Source organism: Streptomyces soli (assembly GCF_003999195.1).
GTDB lineage: Bacteria > Actinomycetota > Actinomycetes > Streptomycetales > Streptomycetaceae > Actinacidiphila > Actinacidiphila soli.
The window spans coordinates 1-18,397 of the sequence record NZ_RJVR01000130.1; the positions used below are offsets into that span (position 1 = coordinate 1).

An 18,397-nucleotide genomic window follows, 5' to 3' on the forward strand; every position below is an offset into this window, starting at 1 on the left:
TACAAGTCCTTTCACGGACTGTGGCAGCGCCTCAGGACCGCCTGAGATCAGCTAGACGAACCGCCGGATGCGGGCCCGCATGTCCGGTGGTGTGGGGGCGGGCCGCAAGAACCGGCCCGCCTACCCGATCGGCGCGTCCGCCTGCGCTGCCAAACGGTCTACCGGCAGTACGGCCGCACCGCCGGGCCGTCGCATCAACTTCGCGACGCCCGTGCCGGGTCGGCGTCGTAGCCAGCCTCACCGACGGCCCCGGCATGGTGCTGCCCACCCGCCGCGGCGTCATCAAGCGCCTGACCGCTGACTATGGCAACAAGCCGGCCACAGAGGTCATCGCGCTCAAGGACGACGACGCTGTCGTCGCCGCCGTGGAGCTCGCCACCGGCACCGAGGAACTCGTCGCGATCACCTCCGACGCGCAGCTTCTGCGTACCTCTCTGGAACCGATCCGGGCGCAGGGCCGCACCGCGGGCGACGACACCGTCACCACCGTCACCGACAGCGGGTCAGCAAAGGTCACTCCCGCAGCTGAGTGTCCAGCGAAGGGCCGCGGCGGCGCCGGCGTGCGCTGCCACAAGTTCCTCAAGGGGAGCCCCGGCTGATCGCCTACGTCGGCTCCGGCACACCCGTCGCACTGTCCGCGAACGGTGAGGCGGTCCCGGTCCCGGAGGAGCGCGGCAAGCGCGACGGGAGTGGCATGCCGCTGTCGGAAGGTACAAGCGTCGTCGCTGTCGGACCGTCCCGCCGCTGACCCGCCCCTCAGCAGTGAAGCAGCCCGCGCCCTCATGGACGCGGGCTGCTTCACTGCGGCACAGAAACCGGCGCGGATGACGCTTCGCGACTGCATGCCGAGGGGTCCGTGACTCGCTCCTCCGCGTGCACTACTCGACGATATCGATGATCTGACGAAGAACACGAACTACGGCTTACTATGCCAACCAGGTCATTACTGGCCAGCTTGGCAATCCAACAAAGAAAAGCGGGAAAGTCATCTCAGCGAGAGCCGCTAACGTGTAGGAACCATGAGCCTTCGTCCACAGAAGTTTTCACTCCGCCAGAGCACCGGACTCGTTCTCGCGGTGGAGTGTATAGCCCGACGCGCCAACGCCGCCTTCCCTGGCACCGCCCAGATTGAGCATCTTCATGTCGGCGGGGCTTGTCGCCGGTAGCGGCTGGCCTGGGACCGGGCCCGGTGACGGCGGCGCCAGAGGGACCCGGCGAGCCGGTGGGCGGTGTCGTGGAGGAGAGTGAGATGGCGAGGCGGCCGGCAATCTCGCGCCCCTTACCGCACATATGTCCGCCAGACGGGCGAATGTGCCAACCGGTTGAGGGGACCGGTACCGGAGCGGTTGCGGCTTTCCGTATTTCACTGATTACTGAGAGCGTCAGCATGAATGGGTTGCACCGCCACCCTGGCCACAACGTTGCTCGACAACGGTGAGGAACAGGCAGTGGGCGGAAGCGCGCGACGCCCCTGGAGAGACCATGAGCTACCAGCAGGACCTCATCATCTGCCGCGAGCTCGGCGAACGCCACGGCGAAGGCCGGGCGCTGAACAGCCTCGGCACTGCGCTGCAACACGTGCAGCGGCTTGACGAGGCCATAGCGGCCCACCAGCAGGACCTCATAGCCTGTCGCGAGCTCGGCGAACGCCACAGCGAAGGCCAGGCCCTGAACAACCTCGGCGCCGCCCTGCAGCAGGTGCGGCGATTCGACGAGGCCATAGACGCTCACCAGCAGGCCGCCACCCGCTTTACCGAGCTCCGCGACCACCACAGCGAAGGGCAGGCCCTGAACAACCTCGGGACTGCCCTGCAGCAGGTGCGGCGATTCGACGAAGCCATCGACGTTCACCAGCATGCCGCCGCCCGATTCGCTGAGCTCGGCGACCACCATCGCGAAGGCCAGGCCCTCAACAACCTCGGCACCGCCCTGCAGCAAGTGCGGCGATTCGACGAAGCCATAGACGCTCACAAGCAGGCCGTCGCCCGTTTCACCGAGCTCTGCGACCACGACGGCGAAGGCCGCGCTTTGAACAACCTCGGGACCGCCCTGCAGCAGGTGCGGCGATTCGACGAAGCCATCGACGCTCACCAGCATGCCGCCGCCCGATTCGCTGAGCTCGGCGACCACCACCGCGAAGGCCAGGCCCTCAACAACCTCGGCACCGCCCTACAGCAAGTGCGCCGGTTCCACGAGGCCATAGACGCGCACCAGCAGGCCGCCGCCCGCTTCGCCGAACTCGGCGACCACGACGACGAAGGGCAGGCCCTGAACAACCTAGGGACTGCCCTGCAGCAGGTGCGGCGATTCGACGAAGCCATAGACGCACACCACCATGCCGCCGCCCGCTTCACCGAACTCGGCGACCACGACGGCGAAGGCCGGCCCCTCAACAACCTCGGCACCGCCCTGCAGGCGCGGGGCCTATGGCGGGTGCTCACGGGCAGAGGCCATAGCGATCGAATACCGCCGTATGTTGTACATGCCCCATTGTCTGCGGAGCTCGCCCCAAAGCCGTACGTCCCTGTGCTCCCACCCGCGGACCAGGTGCCGCCGTCGCCGCCGCACGAGGAAATCCAGGTTGACACCGAGAGCGGCGCACACCGCCGGAAGATCATGGACCCCGCGTGGTCAGATGACCTGACCCTATGAGGCGAGGCCGTGGCCCAGGACGACCGGGCCGTCACCGTAAGGGCGGGGCACGGGGCCTGCGACGACGGAGCAGCCGTCGACGTTCTGGAAACCAGCGACAGCGTGGTTTCTCCAGCTCGATCCGCGGCACCAACGACGGCACGTGCACGTCGCAGTTGCTCACCGACGCGGTGACGGTGAGGCTGGACCGCCCGATCGGCAAGGGGGTGCTCCTCGACGCGTTCACCGGCGGGCCGTGCAATATTCCGGGCAGCCGTAAGTGGGCCTGTCCGGCGCACATTGTGCGCTCAGGCACGCCCTCGTCGAAGTCTGCGGCAGCAAGACCCAGCTTCATCGCGCGGACCCACCGGCTTCTCGGCCGCCAGGTGTAGGTTGCGCGGCCTGCGGCCTCCGCCGCGGGCTCTTCGGTCAGCCGGCGGACTTGGGGCTGATCACGTGGACGCTCACCGGAACGCCCCGCGGTGGGCATTCACCTCGGCCACACCGACGCGAAGTCTGTCGTTGGCGTCAGCCAGCCTGATGCGCTCCGGGCGGACGTCCCATTCCCTCCCGCCGCGCGGCGGACGGAGCTGGACATACGGGCCCTCGTGCCCCAATCGACTCGCTCCAGCCGCACCGGACAGCCAGCTCACGCACCGTCAGCCTCGCGTCCCTCAGGATCTCACCGAGACGGGATGCAAGCGCTTGGCGGGCAGGTTGAGCGCTGGAAGACGGAGGGACGGGCATGGGCTGGCTATCCCGCATCAGACCGCCTCAGCCGTGGTCGCATCAGGCGGAAGCTCGGCAACCCAGTCGCGGGCCTCGGCCAGGTCCGCAGCGATGCCCGCCGGGACGTAGCTGTAGCCGTCCCACTCGCTGAGCAGTCTGGGCTGCTCAGGGTCCAGGTGGCTCGCACCGCCGTGCAGTGGACGATGGATCCGGGCCCCTGGATCGGGGGCTGACGCCGACGGTGGAACGGCGCCAGCGCGTCGGCGTTGTCCGCGTCATCGGACCGCGGCGGCTTCGGCCGATCCTCCGGCGGCGGCCCGGGCGGCCCAGTGCGTGAGTGCTTGCCCATGCACCCAGTCTTCCAAGTTCAGACAGCAACCGGGGTCATGAGGACGATTGTGGAGCTCCGTCGGCATGAGTCGGCGAACGAAAGCGACGACCTGCGCACCGACCCCGCGTAGGCGCGGTCTCCCGGTGCTGCCACAATGCCCTGCGTGGCTAGGCAGGGTTATGAGCTGACGTGCGACACCTGCGGTGCGCGCGTCAGCACAGTAAGCAGCAGCGTCCTTGCCGTGCGCAGGCAAGCTCAACGACATGGCTGGGTCAGCCGGAAGGGTACCGGCCGATGGATGGACCGGTGCCCGGCATGCGCTCCGCAGTAAACGGTGGTCGATACTGACCCGCCTCGGCGTTGAGCTGCTCGCCTGCACGGCCCACCAACCCCGATGCCACGGGACCGCTGACCTCCTCCCGGCACTACAAGATCCCTACCGCCCCTCGCGCACGATCGAGGACCCCGTGACCACAGAACTGCCCGATTCCCTCCCCCCTGCCAGAGACGAACACATCCGCTACCGCGCCAATATGCTTCAGGCCCTGCCCCTCCTCGCCCTTCTGACCCTGATGCTTTGGGTCGGCCCGTCGAACCCGCGCACCTGGCACCAAGACCCACATATGCCGGCCTGGCTGCGCATCGAGTCCGTAGTCCTTCCCGTATTCCTGGCCGCGGAAGGCTGGTTCCTCGGCTGGTGGACGGGTGTCACCCTCACCCCGGGCGCCGCCATGGTCCACAACCTCCGCCGCCGCACCATCCCCTGGACCAACGTCGCATACGTTGCCGTCGAGCCCTCCTCCGGCGGGCGCCGGATCGTGCTCTACGAAACCAACAGCCGACGCACAGCACTCAGGGCGCCCAGCACCGCGCCACTGGCTTGGGACCGCCACTTCGACACCAAAGCTGCCACGATCCACCACTACTGGCGCACCCACACTGACCCTGCCTCAATCAACCGCCAGCAAACCGCCCCCACCCCGCCGGCCCTCCCCAGCCGCCTGCCGCCGCGCCGCTCGATCCACCAGACCTGGCTTCCCGCCCTCGTGCTCACACTCGTCGCCGTCGAGGTAGCCGTAGCCGGCTTCGTCAGCGACGGTGCCACACACGCCACCTTGCTCAGCTGTTCCATCGGAGCAGCAGCCGCAGTCATACTCCTCCTGTGCGCCGCCAACCTCGCGGTCCGGCCCGTCGTCCAGCTCACCCCCGAACACATGCGCATCCGCCGCCCCCTGTCACGGCCCCGCACCATCGCCTGGACAGACATCCGCGACATCCGCGTAACCCGACACCGCGGAACGTGGAAGGACGTAGTCGAAAACGCCGGACAACCCCTGCCGCTCCCCGCCCCCTACGCCGGACGCCTGTTGTGGGACCGCGCGTTCGACGCCAAGACCGCCACCCTGCTCTACTGGTGGCGCACCTACCTAGCTCCGGACCGGCAGGCGCCCGAGAACACGCCCACCGAACCCCGAGCGACCTACACCGGGCCCCGCTGGTGGCAGCAGGCCATCGTCTCGCTCGCATGGCTGCTCACCGTGTACTTCTTGGTGCTGTACTCCGTGGTGGGGACGCTCTTCGCTCTAATCTGACTACAGTCGGCAATCACGTCACCAGCCCACACCTCGCGAAAGTCATCTCATGACATTGGTTCCTCGCTGTCAGGCTTGGCGGGCGTAGGACGCGAGGCGTTCGGCGAGCGTGATGACGAGGTCGCGCAGTTCATCGGGGCGCTCGATGACGAACGGCCGGTCGAGTGAGGCGAGTGCCGGAGGCAACCAGTCGAGCCGCTCCGCCCGTAGTTCGACGCGCAGCCAGCGCTCGGTCGCCCGGTCCTTGTCTGCCGTGGGCGCGTGCTCCTCCAGGCTCGCGACGCTGGCGGGAAGGTGGGCGCGGATCTGCTCAACGGTCCCGTAGATCCGCAAGGTCACCTCATGCCGGTACTCGGCCGTGGCGAACCCTGACAACACGCGCTGTGCCGGATCGGGACCCACGGGCGCCTCGAATGAGCCGGGCAGGGTCCTCGCGTCTGCGATGCGATCGAGCCGGAAGGTTCGGTCCTCGCCGATCTCGGGGTCCGTGCCCGTGACGTACCACCGGCCCGAATGGGCGACGATCCCGTACGCGTGCAGCGTGCGTTCGCTGCGCCGGCCGTCGCGGTCGGTGTATCTGATCGAGACCGGTCGGCGGTGGCGTACCGCATCGGCGATGGTGAGCAGGACCCCGGCGTCCGGGGTGGCGAACTCACCGGGCTGATCCGTGAAGGCGAGAGATTCCAGGAGTGTGTCGAGCCGGCGGGCGACGTGCTTGGGCAGCACTCGCCGGATCTTGGCCGATGCCGTCTCGCTCGCCGTGCGCTCCGTCGTCATCAACCCTGCTCGGCGGCCGGCGACCAAGCCGAGCAGCACGGCCAGCGCCTCGTCGTCGCTGAGCATGAGCGGAGGCAAACGGTACCCGGGGGCGAGCCGGTACCCGCCGTAGCGGCCGCGCACCGACTCCACGGGCACGTCAAGGTCGATCAGCTGGTCCACATACCGCCGTACGGTGCGCCCATCAACGCCGAGCCGGTCGGCGAGTTCGGCCACCGTCCGAGTGCCGCCCGACTGCAGCAGCTCCAGGAGTGTCAGCACGCGGCCGGTGGGTCGAGGCATGTGCACAGCCTAATGCGAATACAGGACCGATTCTGTCCACTATTTCTCCTAGCCTGCGACGTGCAGCGACTCCATCAGCCAAGGGAGATCACCATGGACTTCGTCTCGATCCGCATCATTACCAGCGACGTCGCGCGCCTCGTCGAGTTCTACGAGCGAGCCACAGGGGTGCAGGCGATGTGGGCCACTGCGGACTTCGCCGAACTCAAGACCCCCAACGCCACCCTCGCGATCGCCAGCACCCGCACCGTCCCGCTGTTCGCCCCGGGCTCTGCCCGCCCGGCGGACAACCACAGCGTGATCACCGAGTTCCGCGTCGACGACGTGGACCGCGTTCACCAGAACCTGACCGGCTTCGTCACCGACTTCGTCAACGAGCCCACCACGATGCCCTGGGGCAACCGGTCGCTGCTGTTCCGCGACCCCGACGGCAACCTCGTCAACTTCTTCACCCCCGTCAACCCGGCGGCCATCGAGAAGTTCGCACGTTGACGCCAGGCACAGTCGCTCACGCGGGAGCCTTGAGATCCCAGGGCTCCCGATGAACGCGTCCGCCGAGTCCAGGAGCGCCAACAGCATGAAGGTCGTACGCGGCACGGGCCAGCGCAGCCGAGTCGCTGGTGGCCGCTGGCAGGGTCCGGGTCTTGGTGGTGCTGGTCCGGTCGGCGTACCGGACGGTGAGGCCTGGTGATCGCGGTGGTGGTGCTGGCCGCCTCCGCCCACGACAACGCAGCCGGCGTCGCCCTGCTGGACAAGGTCGCCGCCGAGACCGACACCGTGAAGAAAGCCCTGGTCGACCAGGGATTCAAGAACGCCGTCGTGGCCCACGGCGAGCAGGTGGGCATCGACGTGGAGATCGTCGAGCGCAACCCAGCCGACAAGGGGTTCGTGCCCCAACCGAACCGGTGGGTCGTGGAGCAGACCAACGGGATCTTGATGCTGCACCGGCGCCTGGTCCGCGACTACGAACACCGCCCGGCCAGCTCCGAATCACGGGTGTACTGGGCAATAAGCGACCTGATGGCCCGTCGGCTGACTGGCACGTCCACCCCGGACTGGCGGGGCGCATGAGCAGCGGCGGGCAGAGTCCCGGAACGTCAGGTCCGGCACCACCAGTTCGAGGGCGCCCCACTCGACGGTCGGCCAGAGCGTGCGCAGACCGAAACCCGCCTCGATGATGTCCGAGCGGGTGCCCTCGTGCGCGACGATCGTCGCCCGGGGCGCGAAGAGGAAGTTGCCGAAGACGTGGTCGCCGTGGAAGTGCGTGTTGACGACCATGTCGGGACCGTTCGGGACGATCTGTTCGACCTCCGCCTTCAGGCGGCGGGCGCGCTGCTCGGTGGCGGCCGTGTCGATCAGTACAGAGCGGCTGCTGCCGGTGATCAGGCCGGCGTTGTTCAGACACCAGCCGCCGGGCGGCTGTTCGAAGACGTACACCCCGTCGGCGATCTCGCGCAGCGCGGGTTTGGCCGGTACGAACGAGGGCGCGCTCATGGAACCTCCTCGGTGGGGGACAAGCGGGTGAAGGAGCCCTGGTGGAAGACCAGCGGCTGGGTGTTCGGCGCGCCCGGGTGGATCACGGTCACCCGCCCGATCAGCAGCGCGTGGTCGCCGGCCGGCACCTCGGCGTGCAGCACGCACTCCAGGGCCACCGCCGCCGAGGGCATCACCAGGTTGCCGGTGACGCCCTCGATTGCGTCGATCCTGCGCATCACCGCCGCGCCTTCGGGACGGTCCGGGCGGGCGAACTCCTCGCACAGGTCGCGATGCGTCTGCGTCAGGATGTTGACGGCGAAGCTCCCGGCCTGCACCACCCCCGGCCGCATCCGCCCGCTCTGCTTGACGGAGACCAGGATCAGCAGCGGATCGAGGGAAACCGACACCAGACTGTTGACGGTCATCGCCAGGCTGGCTTCCTTGCTGCCCTGGGTGAGCAGGGTGACTCCGGTCGGGAAGCGCCCCATGGCCGCTCGGAGCGCTGCGGCGTCAGGCTCGACGAGCAGGGCATTGCACGGTTCGGTCACAGCACGGCTCCGTCTCTGCGGATGGTGCGTCGGACATCACAAGACCTTGGAGAAGCGTTCCAGGGTTTCCCCAGGGCTGGGCCCGTCGAGCGCAGCGAAGATCCGCAGCGCGTCCTCGCCATGCTTGTGGACCCTGACATGGGCCAGTTCCACCAGGGTGGTGCCGGCGTCCACCGGCTTGAACTCCACCTCGATCTCACTGGCCCGCTCGTCGTCGGGGATCGACTGGAAGCGGCCGTCGACGCGCCAGGTCATGGCCAGCCTGAACGGCGGCTCCCAGACCAGCACCCGGCCCCAGTCCACCTCCGTGCCGTCCACGTCCCACTCGTAGTAGCGACCGCCCACGCCCGGTTCGAAGGCGAGGCCGGCGCGCTCCTTCTTCACCAGGACGTGGGACGGCGGCCACCACTGGGACAGGCGCTCGGTGAACGCCTCGAAGCACTCCTCGGCGGAGGCCGCGACGGTCACCGACTTCCGTACGTCCGGGATCGACTGTTTGGGCATGAGCCCTCCTCGCCTGTTGTGAAGCCCTGGCCGGGCTACCTTCGCGGGCCGCGTTCAACGTCCCGTACAGCACCGTTCGAAGCGGCCCGCCGGTACCCGGCGGAGCAGGCCGCCGCACCGGGGCGTTCAAACGCGCCTGGATCGGATGTCGAAGCGCGACCGGCACCGTGCCGTCACACCGCGCAGTCGGACGCCCGAACCGTAATGTCCTGGTGACATCAGTACGGACGAAGGGAGCAGAAGACGTGAATGACATGCTGACCAACGATATGGTGTCCCGCACCGGCCACGTCGCCGGACTCGCAGGGCAGTATGCGGGTGAGGTGGACCGGACCGGGACCCTCGGCAAGGAGGTCGTCCAGGCGCTGACCGCGGCCGGATTCCCTCGGCACTTCGTTCCGGCCAAGTGGGGCGGGAGTGACGGTACCTTCACCGAAATGACCAGGGCGGCAGCGCTGATCGGCCGCTCGTGCGCCTCGACCGCCTGGTGCGCGACGATGTTCGCCTACTCGGCCCGCTTCTCCACCCACTTGCCGATCGAGGCACAGGAGGAGTTCTGGGGCAATGGCCCGGACACCCTGTGGGTCACCGGGCTCGTCCCGGCCGGCCAGGCGCAGGCCGTCGAGGACGGGTTCGTCCTGAACGGGCGCTGGAGTTACGTCAGCGGCGCCCAGTTCGCCGAATGGGCGCTGCTCGCCGGACCCCGGCAGGGCCCCGCAGCTGCCCCGCCGCGCTTCTTCGCGGTGCCCCGGGCCGACTTCACGATCGAGGAGACCTGGAACACCGTCGGCATGCGCGGCACCGGCAGCCATACGGTCGTGCTGTCCGACGTCACCGTCCCCGCCCACCGGACGGTCGCGCTGGCCGAGGTCGCCGCAGGAGCCAACAGCACCTACGACCGTCCGCAGCACAACGTGCCGCTGAAGGCGGTCGGCGGACTCACCTGCGTGGCCCCGGTCCTCGGTGCGGCTGGTGGCATGCTCGCGGCGTACGTCGACCTGGTGGCCGGCAAGCGGGCAGCGGCCGTACCCGGCGGCACGGCCGTCAACGACCTGGCCCTGGCCCGCGCCGCCGTCGAGCTGGACAGCGCCACCTTCCTCGTCGAGCGGGTGGCGGCGGCGCTCGACGCCGGCGAAGCCCGCCGGCACGGCGTCCGCAACGCCCGGGACGCCGCCTATGTGGGCCAGCTGCTGCTGGGCTCGGCGCAGGAACTGATGCGGACCGCTGGCACCGGCGGCCAGGACGGGGCGGGCCCGATGCAGCGCCACTGGCGCGACATCTCGGTGGGGGTCTCGCACGCGGCGCTGCGTTTCGAGCGCGCCGCGACGGCCTTCACCGACACCGCGGTCAAACCCAGGCGACCCCGAACTGCTGTCACCACTCGGTGACGCGAACCCCGTCAAGTACGACATGACCTCGAAAGGACCACGGTATGGAGATCGGTGTCGGGCCTGCCGACCATGATCGGCGGCCTGACCGCGAAGGAACTGCGGGCTTGGACCCAGGGCGCCGAGGAGCACCGTTTCTCGACCCTGGCGGTCCTCGACCGGCTGGTCTGCGACGGGTCCGAGCCGCTGGTCGCGCTCGTAGCCGCCGCGGCGGTGACTGACCGCATCAGGCTGGCCACCCAGGTGCTGATTCCCGGCTACCAGGGCAACACCGCCCTGCTGGCCAAGCAGGCTGCAACGATCCACCAACTGTCCGAGGGACGCCTGGTCCTGGGCGTCGCGGCCGGAATCCGGCCCGACGACTACGAGGTCTCGGGCGCCGACTTCCACCGCCGGGGCCGCGAGCTCGACCGCCAGTTGGAGGAGCTGGCGAGCATCTGGAACGACAGCGTGATCGGCTCCCGGGCTGGAGCACGGCCGGGGCCCAGAAGAGTCGGCATGAGAAGCGCGCTCGGCTGGCTCCACGCCCGGTTGCGGAGCCGGCCGAATCGCGCGGGGCGGTCAGACGGCGGGGTTTCGGACGGTCAGACCGTCTGCCCGTCCTCGACCGCGGCCCCGGCGTCGCCGATCCGGCCGGCCTTCGGGATCAGGGCGGTGAGTAGGGCGCCAGCCAGGGCTACCGCGGCGAACACCCACAGGGCGTTGCGGTAGGAGGTATCGCTGTAGAGGAGCTCGGCGGGACGTGCGGCGGTGCGGCGGACGTCGAGCTGCCGGAGGGCAGCCGGACGACGCGCCGGTACTGCCCGGACGATTTCACTCCTCGCCCCGTGCCGGGGGAGGAGTCACGTCTAGTTGTAATCGGGGTGGTCGTCCCACCGGGCTGCGGTGACCAGGGTGTCCGGGCCCGGCGGGGTACCGGTCACGATGTCGCCCATCGCCGCAATTGGAGAGCGATCTGCTGGACGCCGACCCGGCCGGCACCGGCATCGGTGACTAGGGTGGCGGCGGCCTTGGGCGGGTACTCGAGTTGATGGCCGTTGACGCTGAGGAACCCGACCGCGGTCAACCAGGCAAATTGCCGGTTGGAGTGCTCAAGACTCGGGAGCCTTGCGAGCGTGTGGAGCAGCGCCGCAGCCTTCAGCCAGTCAGAGCTGTACACGTCGCGTTCCATCGCACGGGCGCGGTGCCGGGCAACGGCTGCGAACAGCGGGCCAAGATCATCCACCTGTGGGTCGCCGTCGATCCGCTCGGCGAGGCGGAGCAGCCACACCGTATCGGCGTGATCGGTCACGCGGCGGTCCCGTGAGCTGACTCGTCCAGCGCAGCCAGCAGGCGAGCGGCTTCATCCTCGTCCTGCAGGAAGACGGTGCGAGGCTCCACGTCGTCCGGGCAGACCTCGGCGAATGCGGCCCTGGTGTAGTCGTACGCGCTGAGGGCCGCCTCCAGGAACTGGTTCCGCTTGGCGAGTGCCTTGTCCAACGTGGCGTCCTTGATGAATTGGCGGGCACTGACACCCGCAGCCGCCGCTGCGGCTTTGACGGCTGTCAGCTCGTCGTCTTCGAAGGGCACATTCATTCCAGGCATGGTACCGACAGTACCGTCAGTACTGGCCACTTGGCGAGAGAGCCGGCAAGCGCGGTGTCTCGGCGGGGGATGCCGGGCTTGTACAGACGCCCATCCATGGTCTTTGAGCGCCAGCACCCCCGCGTCCATGACGCCGGTCCGGTCCGGTCCGGACTGCGGTCTCAATGGGGCAGCTCCCGCAAGGGACGGCCGAACCGCGCAGTGTGGCGAGGGCGATGCCCGTCTCGGGCGGAGGCCAGGGCTGCGGGTGTGACTGCTGCGGGGGCCAAGGTTCCGGCGGTGGCGGGCCCGACCCCGTACAAGGCGCCGATGGGCCGCGGGCGCAGGAAGGCGGCGACGGCGGCCTGGTCGTGGCCGACCTCGGTGATCTGGCCGGGCGGGGAGCTGGCGGCGGCCATGGCGGCCAGCATGCGGTTGCCGGCCGATCCCACCGTGGTCTGCACCCCGTAGAGGCCGAGGGCGCGGAGCCGCAGCATCTGGGCCGGGCCGTGGGCGTCCCGCCCGAGGTAGGCCAGGGCGCCGGTGACATCGAGTTCGGCGGAGTCCGGTGGCAGAGCCTGGACGCGCGGGGTGATGCCCTCAGCGAGACCGAGAAGCCGCTCGAACAGTCCGGGCTCCGCGCCGGACAGGTGGAAGTGAACGTGGAGGATATGCCGCTGCTGACTCATGGCGGTCACCCGGCGCTTCCGGGGTTCTCCAGATGCCTCAGAGTGTCTCGCTGCCGCGTTGCGGACGGGCTCGTCGCAATGGGTGCCGAAACGCAGGTCGTCCGCAGCATGGCTGTCCACCTCCCTGTACGACGGGAGCCGTTTCAGTACCTCTGTGGCCAATGTATAGAACGTAAATCGAACACAGCGAGTCGGGGGCAGGCTCGAACGGCGAGAATCCACGTGTGGCTGAGCGCCACACCTGGCCCTGAGCGTTCTAGAGGACGCCAAGCCGGCCCCGCGCGACACCACTCCGCGACAACTTGGCGCCATAACCACGTCCACCCCTGACCTGCAATAACGGACCCATCTGTCACTCCGGAGCCTCACCCCGCGCCACGTATCGCACCTTTAGGCTTGCTAATGGCGCCATAGTGATGCCACTATTGCGTCATGGACCTCACGCCGTACGTCGAAACACTCCGCAGGGAACTGGCGGTGGCCGCCGAAGCCGGGGGTGACGAAGCCCGCGAGCTCGCCGAGCGGCTGACCGCGCCGCTGGAGTCGGCCACCCGCCTGACCCTGCTCAATGTGCTGTCCGCCGCCATGGACGAGATCACCCGTGAACTCGCCCCCGGCTCGGTCGACGTACGACTGCGTGGCCTCGACCCCGACTTCGTGGTGGTACTGCCGCAGCACGAGGACCGGACCGAACCGCTCGACGCACCGGCGCCCGCACCGGCCCCGGTCCCCGCCGACACGGACGAGGGCGGCACCGCCCGCGTCAATCTGCGCCTGCCCGCCCACCTCAAGACCCGCGCCGAGGAGGCCGCGAGCCGCGAGGGCCTGTCGGTCAACGCATGGCTGGTACGGGCCGTGTCGGCCGCGGTCGACGGCGGCGCGCGGCCGCGTACGACGGAGCGGACCCGCACCATCGGACAGAGCTTCACGGGCTGGGTGCGCTAGCCGCGCCCCCGCCCCGCACCACTTCACCCACACCATGTCCCACCAGCGGGGACGACCCAAGGACTCATGAGGACGGGACAGCCATGCCTTCTTTCGACACTCCCGAACCGATCTCGGCCACCGCCCGCGTGGACGCCGGTTCCATCCGGTTCACCGCGGGCGACCGCCTCGACACGGTCGTCGAGGTGCGGCCCCGCGACCCGAAGCGGGACAAGGACGTGCGGGCCGCCGAGCAGACCGAGGTCACGTACGCGAGCGGCGTCCTGACCGTCAGGACGAAGCAGCGCTACCTCGTCGGGCCCACCGGCGCCGTCGACGTGACGGTCGAACTGCCCACGGGCTCGCGCGTCGACATGACCGGCTCCTGGGTCCAGGTGCTCGGCGAGGGTCGGCTCGGCGAGGTCCGCGTGAAGACCTCGTCCGGTGACGTCCGCCTCGACACGACCGGGCCGCTCCAGCTGACCGCCTCCCACGGCTCGATCACCGTCGACCGGATCGAGGGCATGGCCGAGATCACCACCAGCTCCGGCAGCCTGCGCGTCGGCACCGTCGACGGTCCCGCCGTCCTGAAGAACTCGCACGGCACCACGACCGTCGGCGCCGCGACCGGCGACCTGCGGGTGAGCGGCGCCAACGGCGACATCAGCATCGCCCGCGCCGAGGGCTCGGTCACCGCCACCACCGCCCACGGCACCCTGCGCGTCGCCGAAGTCGCCTGCGGCACCGTCCAGTTGGAGACCTCCTACGGCGCCATCGACGTCGGCATCCGCGAGGGCACCGCCGCCTGGCTCGACGTCAGCTCCGAGCGCGGGCAGGTGCGCAACACACTCGCCGACTCCGAACCCCCGGAGAAGACCGAGGACACCGTCGAGGTCCGCGCCCGGACCCGCTGGGGCAACATCGACGTGCGCCGCGCCCGCGCCTGAGAGTCCACCATTCACTCCATTCCAGCCTTCGATCGGGAGGGCCTCATGCGTTCATCTGTCATGCCCACGTCCAAGCGCGGCAACGGCCAGGAGCCGCCCGCCGCCGTCTCCACCGTCGGCCTGCGCAAGTCCTACGGCGACAAGCTCGTCCTCGATGGGATCGACCTGCGCATCCCGGCAGGCACCGTCTTCGCGCTGCTCGGCCCGAACGGCGCCGGCAAGACCACCGTCGTCAAGATCCTCTCCACCCTCATCTCCGCCGATCCCGGCTCCGGCGACATCCGCGTCGGCGGAAACGACCTGGCCGCCGACCCGCAGGCGGTACGCGCCGCGATCGGCGTCACCGGGCAGTTCTCCGCCGTCGACAACCTGATCACCGGCGAGGAGAACATGCTCCTCATGGCGGACCTGCACCACCTCTCCCGCAGCGAGGGCCGCCGCACCGCCGCCGAACTGCTCGAGCGGTTCGACCTGACGGAGGCCGCGAAGAAGCCCGCCTCCACCTACTCCGGCGGCATGAAGCGCCGCCTCGACCTCGCCATGACGCTGGTCGGCAACCCGCGGATCATCTTCCTCGACGAGCCGACCACCGGCCTCGACCCGCGCAGCCGCCACAACATGTGGCAGATCATCCGCGAGCTCGTCTCCGACGGCGTCACCGTCTTCCTCACCACCCAGTACCTGGAGGAGGCCGACGAGCTCGCCGACCGCATCGCGGTCCTCAACGACGGCAAGATCGCCGCCGAAGGGAGCGCCGACGAGCTGAAGCGGCTCATCCCCGGCGGGCACGTCCGGCTCCGCTTCTCCGACCCGGCCGCCTACCAGTCCGCCGCCATCGCGCTGCGCGACGTCACCAGGGACGACGAGGCGCTGTCGCTGCAGATCCCCAGCGACGGCAGCCAGCGCGAGCTGCGCTCCCTCCTCGACTGGCTGGACGCCGCCGGCATCGAGGCGGACGAGCTGACCGTGCACACCCCCGACCTCGACGACGTGTTCTTCGCCCTGACCGGCGGAACCAACGTCCCCAACCAGCCCAAGGAGACCGTCCGATGAGCGCCCTCTCCCTCGCCGTCCAAGACTCGAACACGATGCTGCGCCGCAACCTCCTGCACGCGCGGCGCTACCCGTCCCTCACCCTGAACCTGCTGCTCACCCCGATCATGCTGCTGCTGCTCTTCGTCTACATCTTCGGCGACGTGATGAGCGCGGGCATCGGCGGCGGCGCGGACCGCTCCGAGTACATCGCCTATATCGTCCCGGGCATCCTGCTGATGACCATCGGCGGCACCACGATCGGCACCGCGGTGTCCGTCTCCAACGACATGACCGAGGGCATCATCGCCCGCTTCCGCACGATGGCGATCCACCGCGGCTCGGTGCTCGTCGGGCACGTCGTCGGCAGCGTGCTGCAGTGCGTGATGAGCGGGGTCCTCGTGGGCGCCGTTGCCGTGGCCATCGGCTTCCGGTCCACGGATGCCGGCGTCCTGGAGTGGCTGGCGGCGTTCGGGCTGCTCGTGCTCTTCGCCATGGCGCTCACCTGGGTCGCGGTCGGCATGGGCCTGATCAGCCCGAACGCCGAGGCCGCCAGCAACAACGCGATGCCGATGATCCTGCTGCCGCTCCTCTCCAGCGCCTTCATCCCGGTCGACACGATGCCGGGCTGGTTCCAGCCGATCGCCGAGTACCAGCCGTTCACGCCCGCCATCGAGACCCTGCGCGGGCTGCTGCTCGGCAGCGAGATCGGCCACAACGGGTGGCTGGCCGTCGTCTGGTGCCTGGGCCTCGCGGTGCTCGGCTACTTCTGGTCGACCTCGAAGTTCAACCGCGACCCGAAGTAACCGCCATGACGGCGCGGGCCACCTCCCGCAGCTCGTCCCGCCCCAGGGCGGCGTACTCCGACACCGCGTGGGCGTACGCGGCCCGGGCACGGCGTCCTCGGCCGCCCGCCGTGCCCGGGCCGCGGACATCGTCGGACCAACTGGACTGCGGCGGAACAGTTTCCAATTAGCCCGCTCATCCGTTTAAGGGAATGTCGGGACGATCCGGCCGTCTGTTTTCGACAGGGTGAAGTAGAGCCAGCGGGGCAGTGAGAGCGAGAGCCACTGCTTTGACAACGAGTTTGGGAGCCACCTTGTCTGATGGTGTGTGACATGCCGCCGATGGCGTAATGGGGGCTTTGGGCTGATTGGCCGGGTCACGCTGTGCTGCGTTGATCACGGTCTTGTCAGGAGCCCGTGGGTGTACAGGTCGCGTGAGCGCACTACGCCGCCAGCTCAAAGAGAGTCGGCGAGAACGAGACCGCCTCCAAGACCAAGTCGACGCCGCAGCCAGGGTTGCGGCGGTGGCGGGCCCGACCCCGTACAAGAGGGCAATCGGCCGGGGGCGCAGGAAGGCAGCGACGGCGGCCTGGTCGTGGCCGACCTCGGTGATCTGGCCGGGCGGGGAGTTGGCGGAGGCCATGGCGGCCAGCATGCGGTTGCCGGCCGATCCCACCGTGGTCTGCACCCCGTAGAGGCCGAGGCCACGTGGCCGCAGCATCTGGGCCAGGTCATGGGCGTCCCGGTCGAAGTAGGCCAAGGCGCCGGTGACATCGAGATCGGCGGAGTCCGGCGGCAGAGGCTGGACGCGCGGGGTGATGCCCTCAGCGGCCTCGAGTAGCCGCTCGAACAGCCCGGGCCCGTCGCCGGAGGGAAGGTGGAAGTGAACGTGGAGGATATGCCGCTGCTGACTCATGGCGGTCACCCGGCGCTTCCGGGGCTGGTGTAGCCGAGCGCCCGCAGGTTCGCGGCGCGGTCGCCGGCGGGCTGCAAAATGGAGTTCACGCGGGTTCCTCGGTGGTCATGGCGACGAGAACAAGGGCAAGTGAGGAGGTGAGAGCCTTACCGCTTGTCCTCACGCCTGCGTGTGAGGTTTCCGGAGTTGCCAGCAGATTCGGCGAGTTGAGCCAGCAACTTGCGTGGCTATGCGGGATTCAGGAAGTCGCCGCCGTCTGACGTTGCTCACTCGGCAGCTGGAGATTGGATGCGCCAGATCACGTCGATCCCCACCTCGCCGGGAGTAACCGGCCCATCAGGCACCTGCAGACGCTCGACCTCGGTGAAGCCCAGGCGACGGGGGACGGCTCCACTTGCATGGTTCGCCGCATCATGGTGGATCTCTATGCGATCGATCTCCGCCAACTCGAATCCCTGGCGGAGGAGAGCCGCAGCGGACATGGTGGCGAGACCCCGCCCCGTCCACTCAGGGTGGAGCCAATAGCCGATCTCCAGCCCCCCGGGGCCGATCCGTCGCATGAGACCGCAACTGCCAATCACCGCACCGCCTGAGGTGATTGCGTAGTTATAGGCCTGATCCGACTCCCACTCTCCCTCGCTTCGAGTCAAATACTCGGCAATCGCGTTGCGGTCATGACTTGCCGCCCAGGGCATCCACGGCAGCAGATGAGCGAGTGACTCGGTGACCACGCGGTTCAAGGTCTCGACGTCGCTCACGCGCCACCGACGCAGCTCAACCTCATCGAAGTTGAGCGTCTCAGCAGGTTGTTCCATGCACGGGATGCTTCCTCAACCCAGCGCTGATCGACAACGCAATTACCAACGGCGTCGTGCGCCTGCTGCTACACCTTCCGGCGGCAGAGTCACCTACCCGCCGTCCGCGAAAAAGGCAGCTGCTGATCCGATCAGGCGTTGGAGCGGACCCGAACCCGAGTGCCCTTCCCCGGCAGGGCCGCCTCTCTCAGCGGGTTCGCGCCACGACAGCCTTCAGAACCTGCGAACTCGCTGGTTTCGGTCGGCCCACGGGTGCAGCTGCGCGCCGGTTCCCATGCTGATGGTGCGCTCCCGCTCCGGCTGGCGCTCGGGTACGACGGGTGCTGGCCAGGCAATTTCAGCATGATCTAGTGTCGCGAGTCTTAGAAGGGCTGCATAACTAGGGTTTCGGCTCTGGCAGGCGGTTCAGGTAGCCGGCGAGGCGTTCGAAGATCTCGTCGGCGGACTTGGTCCAGGTGAACGGCTTGG

At 68.8% G+C, this 18,397-nt stretch carries 22 protein-coding genes and 1 pseudogene; 12 read left to right on the forward strand and 11 right to left on the reverse strand.

All coding sequences use genetic code 11. The annotated features are described in order from the left end of the window. The first annotated feature begins 254 nt into the window (after positions 1-254). Both EFK10_RS11785 and EFK10_RS11790 read left to right on the forward strand, forming a co-directional pair. Positions 255-599, forward strand: a complete 345-nt coding sequence (locus EFK10_RS11785) for a DNA gyrase C-terminal beta-propeller domain-containing protein (protein ID WP_127355674.1) — start codon at positions 255-257, stop codon at positions 597-599. Positions 600-1,482: 883 nt separating this feature from the next. Beyond that, positions 1,483-2,652, forward strand: coding sequence for a tetratricopeptide repeat protein (locus tag EFK10_RS11790; RefSeq protein ID WP_127355675.1), 1,170 nt, complete (start codon positions 1,483-1,485; stop codon positions 2,650-2,652). A gap of 743 nt (positions 2,653-3,395) precedes the next feature. Here the strand turns inward: EFK10_RS11790 and EFK10_RS49940 are convergent. Further along, positions 3,396-3,569: a DUF6087 family protein gene (locus tag EFK10_RS49940; RefSeq protein WP_322973319.1), complete on the reverse strand. Its 174-nt coding sequence runs from the start codon at positions 3,567-3,569 to the stop codon at positions 3,396-3,398. A 589-nt stretch (positions 3,570-4,158) separates the two neighbouring features. On the opposite strand from EFK10_RS49940, the gene EFK10_RS11810 reads away from it, so the two are divergent. After that, positions 4,159-5,283, forward strand: a complete 1,125-nt coding sequence (locus EFK10_RS11810) for a PH domain-containing protein (RefSeq protein ID WP_127355677.1) — start codon at positions 4,159-4,161, stop codon at positions 5,281-5,283. 69 nt (positions 5,284-5,352) lie between these two features. Here EFK10_RS11810 and EFK10_RS11815 read toward each other — a convergent pair whose 3' ends face one another. Beyond that, positions 5,353-6,342 carry a helix-turn-helix transcriptional regulator gene (locus tag EFK10_RS11815; RefSeq protein WP_127355678.1) on the reverse strand — a complete coding sequence of 330 codons (990 nt, stop codon included), beginning with the start codon at positions 6,340-6,342 and terminating at the stop codon, positions 5,353-5,355. Positions 6,343-6,435: 93 nt separating this feature from the next. Here EFK10_RS11815 and EFK10_RS11820 point away from each other — a divergent pair, with 93 nt between their 5' ends. Next, positions 6,436-6,834 (forward strand): VOC family protein, encoded by a 399-nt coding sequence (locus EFK10_RS11820; RefSeq protein ID WP_127355679.1) that lies wholly within the window; start codon positions 6,436-6,438, stop codon positions 6,832-6,834. Between the two features lie 16 nt (positions 6,835-6,850). Here EFK10_RS11820 and EFK10_RS53200 read toward each other — a convergent pair whose 3' ends face one another. Next, positions 6,851-7,075 carry a DinB/UmuC family translesion DNA polymerase gene (locus tag EFK10_RS53200; protein ID WP_407647062.1) on the reverse strand — a complete coding sequence of 75 codons (225 nt, stop codon included), beginning with the start codon at positions 7,073-7,075 and terminating at the stop codon, positions 6,851-6,853. Between EFK10_RS53200 and EFK10_RS11825 the strand changes: the two are divergent. Then, positions 7,024-7,413: pseudogene (locus tag EFK10_RS11825) on the forward strand (IS5/IS1182 family transposase); the annotation flags it as partial. The gene EFK10_RS53200 and the pseudogene EFK10_RS11825 sit on opposite strands and share 52 nt — an antisense overlap. Here the strand turns inward: EFK10_RS11825 and EFK10_RS11830 are convergent. Genes EFK10_RS11830 through EFK10_RS11840 form a run of 3 tightly spaced genes read right to left on the reverse strand, consistent with a single transcriptional unit; the run spans position 7,333 to position 8,870 of the window. Beyond that, a complete protein-coding gene (locus EFK10_RS11830; RefSeq protein WP_127355680.1) occupies positions 7,333-7,836 on the reverse strand; it encodes an MBL fold metallo-hydrolase in 504 nt (167 codons plus the stop codon). The pseudogene EFK10_RS11825 and the gene EFK10_RS11830 overlap by 81 nt on opposite strands. Beyond that, the gene (locus tag EFK10_RS11835) at positions 7,833-8,366 is read right to left on the reverse strand and encodes a flavin reductase family protein (RefSeq protein ID WP_127355681.1); all 534 of its coding nucleotides are present in this window, start codon (positions 8,364-8,366) and stop codon (positions 7,833-7,835) included. Before EFK10_RS11835 ends, EFK10_RS11830 begins: the two co-directional genes overlap by 4 nt. Before the next feature lie 36 nt (positions 8,367-8,402). Continuing rightward, the gene (locus EFK10_RS11840; RefSeq protein WP_127355682.1) at positions 8,403-8,870 is read right to left on the reverse strand and encodes an SRPBCC family protein; all 468 of its coding nucleotides are present in this window, start codon (positions 8,868-8,870) and stop codon (positions 8,403-8,405) included. Positions 8,871-9,124: 254 nt separating this feature from the next. Here EFK10_RS11840 and EFK10_RS11845 point away from each other — a divergent pair, with 254 nt between their 5' ends. Next, complete coding sequence (locus EFK10_RS11845) at positions 9,125-10,258, forward strand: acyl-CoA dehydrogenase family protein (RefSeq protein ID WP_127355683.1); 1,134 nt, start codon at positions 9,125-9,127, stop codon at positions 10,256-10,258. Positions 10,259-10,312: 54 nt separating this feature from the next. Next, the gene (locus EFK10_RS11850; RefSeq protein WP_240677159.1) at positions 10,313-10,969 is read left to right on the forward strand and encodes an LLM class flavin-dependent oxidoreductase; all 657 of its coding nucleotides are present in this window, start codon (positions 10,313-10,315) and stop codon (positions 10,967-10,969) included. Positions 10,970-11,177: 208 nt separating this feature from the next. On the opposite strand, the gene EFK10_RS11855 is transcribed toward EFK10_RS11850, so the two are convergent. The 3 genes from EFK10_RS11855 to EFK10_RS11865 form a co-directional block, all read right to left on the reverse strand. Beyond that, a complete protein-coding gene (locus tag EFK10_RS11855) occupies positions 11,178-11,549 on the reverse strand; it encodes a fic family toxin-antitoxin system, toxin component (protein ID WP_127355684.1) in 372 nt (123 codons plus the stop codon). After that, positions 11,546-11,833 (reverse strand): hypothetical protein, encoded by a 288-nt coding sequence (locus EFK10_RS11860; RefSeq protein ID WP_127355685.1) that lies wholly within the window; start codon positions 11,831-11,833, stop codon positions 11,546-11,548. The genes EFK10_RS11855 and EFK10_RS11860 overlap by 4 nt, the downstream gene beginning before the upstream one ends. A 170-nt stretch (positions 11,834-12,003) precedes the next feature. Continuing rightward, the gene (locus EFK10_RS11865) at positions 12,004-12,510 is read right to left on the reverse strand and encodes a hypothetical protein (protein WP_127355686.1); all 507 of its coding nucleotides are present in this window, start codon (positions 12,508-12,510) and stop codon (positions 12,004-12,006) included. 432 nt (positions 12,511-12,942) lie between these two features. Between EFK10_RS11865 and EFK10_RS11870 the strand changes: the two genes are divergently transcribed. From EFK10_RS11870 to EFK10_RS11885, 4 genes are all read left to right on the forward strand, one after another. Next, the gene (locus tag EFK10_RS11870; protein WP_127355687.1) at positions 12,943-13,455 is read left to right on the forward strand and encodes a hypothetical protein; all 513 of its coding nucleotides are present in this window, start codon (positions 12,943-12,945) and stop codon (positions 13,453-13,455) included. An 83-nt stretch (positions 13,456-13,538) separates the two neighbouring features. Next, complete coding sequence (locus tag EFK10_RS11875; protein WP_127355688.1) at positions 13,539-14,381, forward strand: DUF4097 family beta strand repeat-containing protein; 843 nt, start codon at positions 13,539-13,541, stop codon at positions 14,379-14,381. A gap of 45 nt (positions 14,382-14,426) precedes the next feature. After that, positions 14,427-15,434 (forward strand): ATP-binding cassette domain-containing protein, encoded by a 1,008-nt coding sequence (locus tag EFK10_RS11880; RefSeq protein WP_164835941.1) that lies wholly within the window; start codon positions 14,427-14,429, stop codon positions 15,432-15,434. Beyond that, positions 15,431-16,219, forward strand: a complete 789-nt coding sequence (locus EFK10_RS11885) for an ABC transporter permease (protein ID WP_127355689.1) — start codon at positions 15,431-15,433, stop codon at positions 16,217-16,219. The genes EFK10_RS11880 and EFK10_RS11885 overlap by 4 nt, the downstream gene beginning before the upstream one ends. Here EFK10_RS11885 and EFK10_RS11890 read toward each other — a convergent pair. Beyond that, positions 16,200-16,385 carry a hypothetical protein gene (locus EFK10_RS11890; RefSeq protein ID WP_127355690.1) on the reverse strand — a complete coding sequence of 62 codons (186 nt, stop codon included), beginning with the start codon at positions 16,383-16,385 and terminating at the stop codon, positions 16,200-16,202. The two genes, EFK10_RS11885 and EFK10_RS11890, sit on opposite strands and share 20 nt — an antisense overlap. Positions 16,386-16,722: 337 nt before the next feature. Between EFK10_RS11890 and EFK10_RS47285 the strand changes: the two genes are divergently transcribed. Then, on the forward strand, positions 16,723-16,893 hold the full coding sequence (locus tag EFK10_RS47285) for a hypothetical protein (protein ID WP_164835942.1): 171 nt from the start codon (positions 16,723-16,725) through the stop codon (positions 16,891-16,893). A 487-nt stretch (positions 16,894-17,380) separates the two neighbouring features. On the opposite strand, the gene EFK10_RS11895 is transcribed toward EFK10_RS47285, so the two are convergent. Then, complete coding sequence (locus EFK10_RS11895) at positions 17,381-17,929, reverse strand: GNAT family N-acetyltransferase (protein WP_127355691.1); 549 nt, start codon at positions 17,927-17,929, stop codon at positions 17,381-17,383. Between the last annotated feature and the right edge of the window lie 468 nt (positions 17,930-18,397).

What these genes read in the sequence shown, in the direction of transcription:
- EFK10_RS11785 (WP_127355674.1), top strand. Translation starts at nt 255, where the DNA reads ATGGTGCTGCCCACCCGCCGCGGCGTCATCAAGCGCCTGACCGCTGAC.
- EFK10_RS11790 (WP_127355675.1), top strand. Translation starts at nt 1,483, where the DNA reads ATGAGCTACCAGCAGGACCTCATCATCTGCCGCGAGCTCGGCGAACGC.
- EFK10_RS11815 (WP_127355678.1), bottom strand. Translation starts at nt 6,342, where the DNA reads ATGCCTCGACCCACCGGCCGCGTGCTGACACTCCTGGAGCTGCTGCAG.
- EFK10_RS11820 (WP_127355679.1), top strand. Translation starts at nt 6,436, where the DNA reads ATGGACTTCGTCTCGATCCGCATCATTACCAGCGACGTCGCGCGCCTC.
- EFK10_RS11830 (WP_127355680.1), bottom strand. Translation starts at nt 7,836, where the DNA reads ATGAGCGCGCCCTCGTTCGTACCGGCCAAACCCGCGCTGCGCGAGATC.
- EFK10_RS11840 (WP_127355682.1), bottom strand. Translation starts at nt 8,870, where the DNA reads ATGCCCAAACAGTCGATCCCGGACGTACGGAAGTCGGTGACCGTCGCG.
- EFK10_RS11845 (WP_127355683.1), top strand. Translation starts at nt 9,125, where the DNA reads ATGCTGACCAACGATATGGTGTCCCGCACCGGCCACGTCGCCGGACTC.
- EFK10_RS11860 (WP_127355685.1), bottom strand. Translation starts at nt 11,833, where the DNA reads ATGAATGTGCCCTTCGAAGACGACGAGCTGACAGCCGTCAAAGCCGCA.
- EFK10_RS11865 (WP_127355686.1), bottom strand. Translation starts at nt 12,510, where the DNA reads ATGAGTCAGCAGCGGCATATCCTCCACGTTCACTTCCACCTGTCCGGC.
- EFK10_RS11870 (WP_127355687.1), top strand. Translation starts at nt 12,943, where the DNA reads ATGGACCTCACGCCGTACGTCGAAACACTCCGCAGGGAACTGGCGGTG.
- EFK10_RS11875 (WP_127355688.1), top strand. Translation starts at nt 13,539, where the DNA reads ATGCCTTCTTTCGACACTCCCGAACCGATCTCGGCCACCGCCCGCGTG.
- EFK10_RS11880 (WP_164835941.1), top strand. Translation starts at nt 14,427, where the DNA reads ATGCGTTCATCTGTCATGCCCACGTCCAAGCGCGGCAACGGCCAGGAG.
- EFK10_RS11885 (WP_127355689.1), top strand. Translation starts at nt 15,431, where the DNA reads ATGAGCGCCCTCTCCCTCGCCGTCCAAGACTCGAACACGATGCTGCGC.
- EFK10_RS11895 (WP_127355691.1), bottom strand. Translation starts at nt 17,929, where the DNA reads ATGGAACAACCTGCTGAGACGCTCAACTTCGATGAGGTTGAGCTGCGT.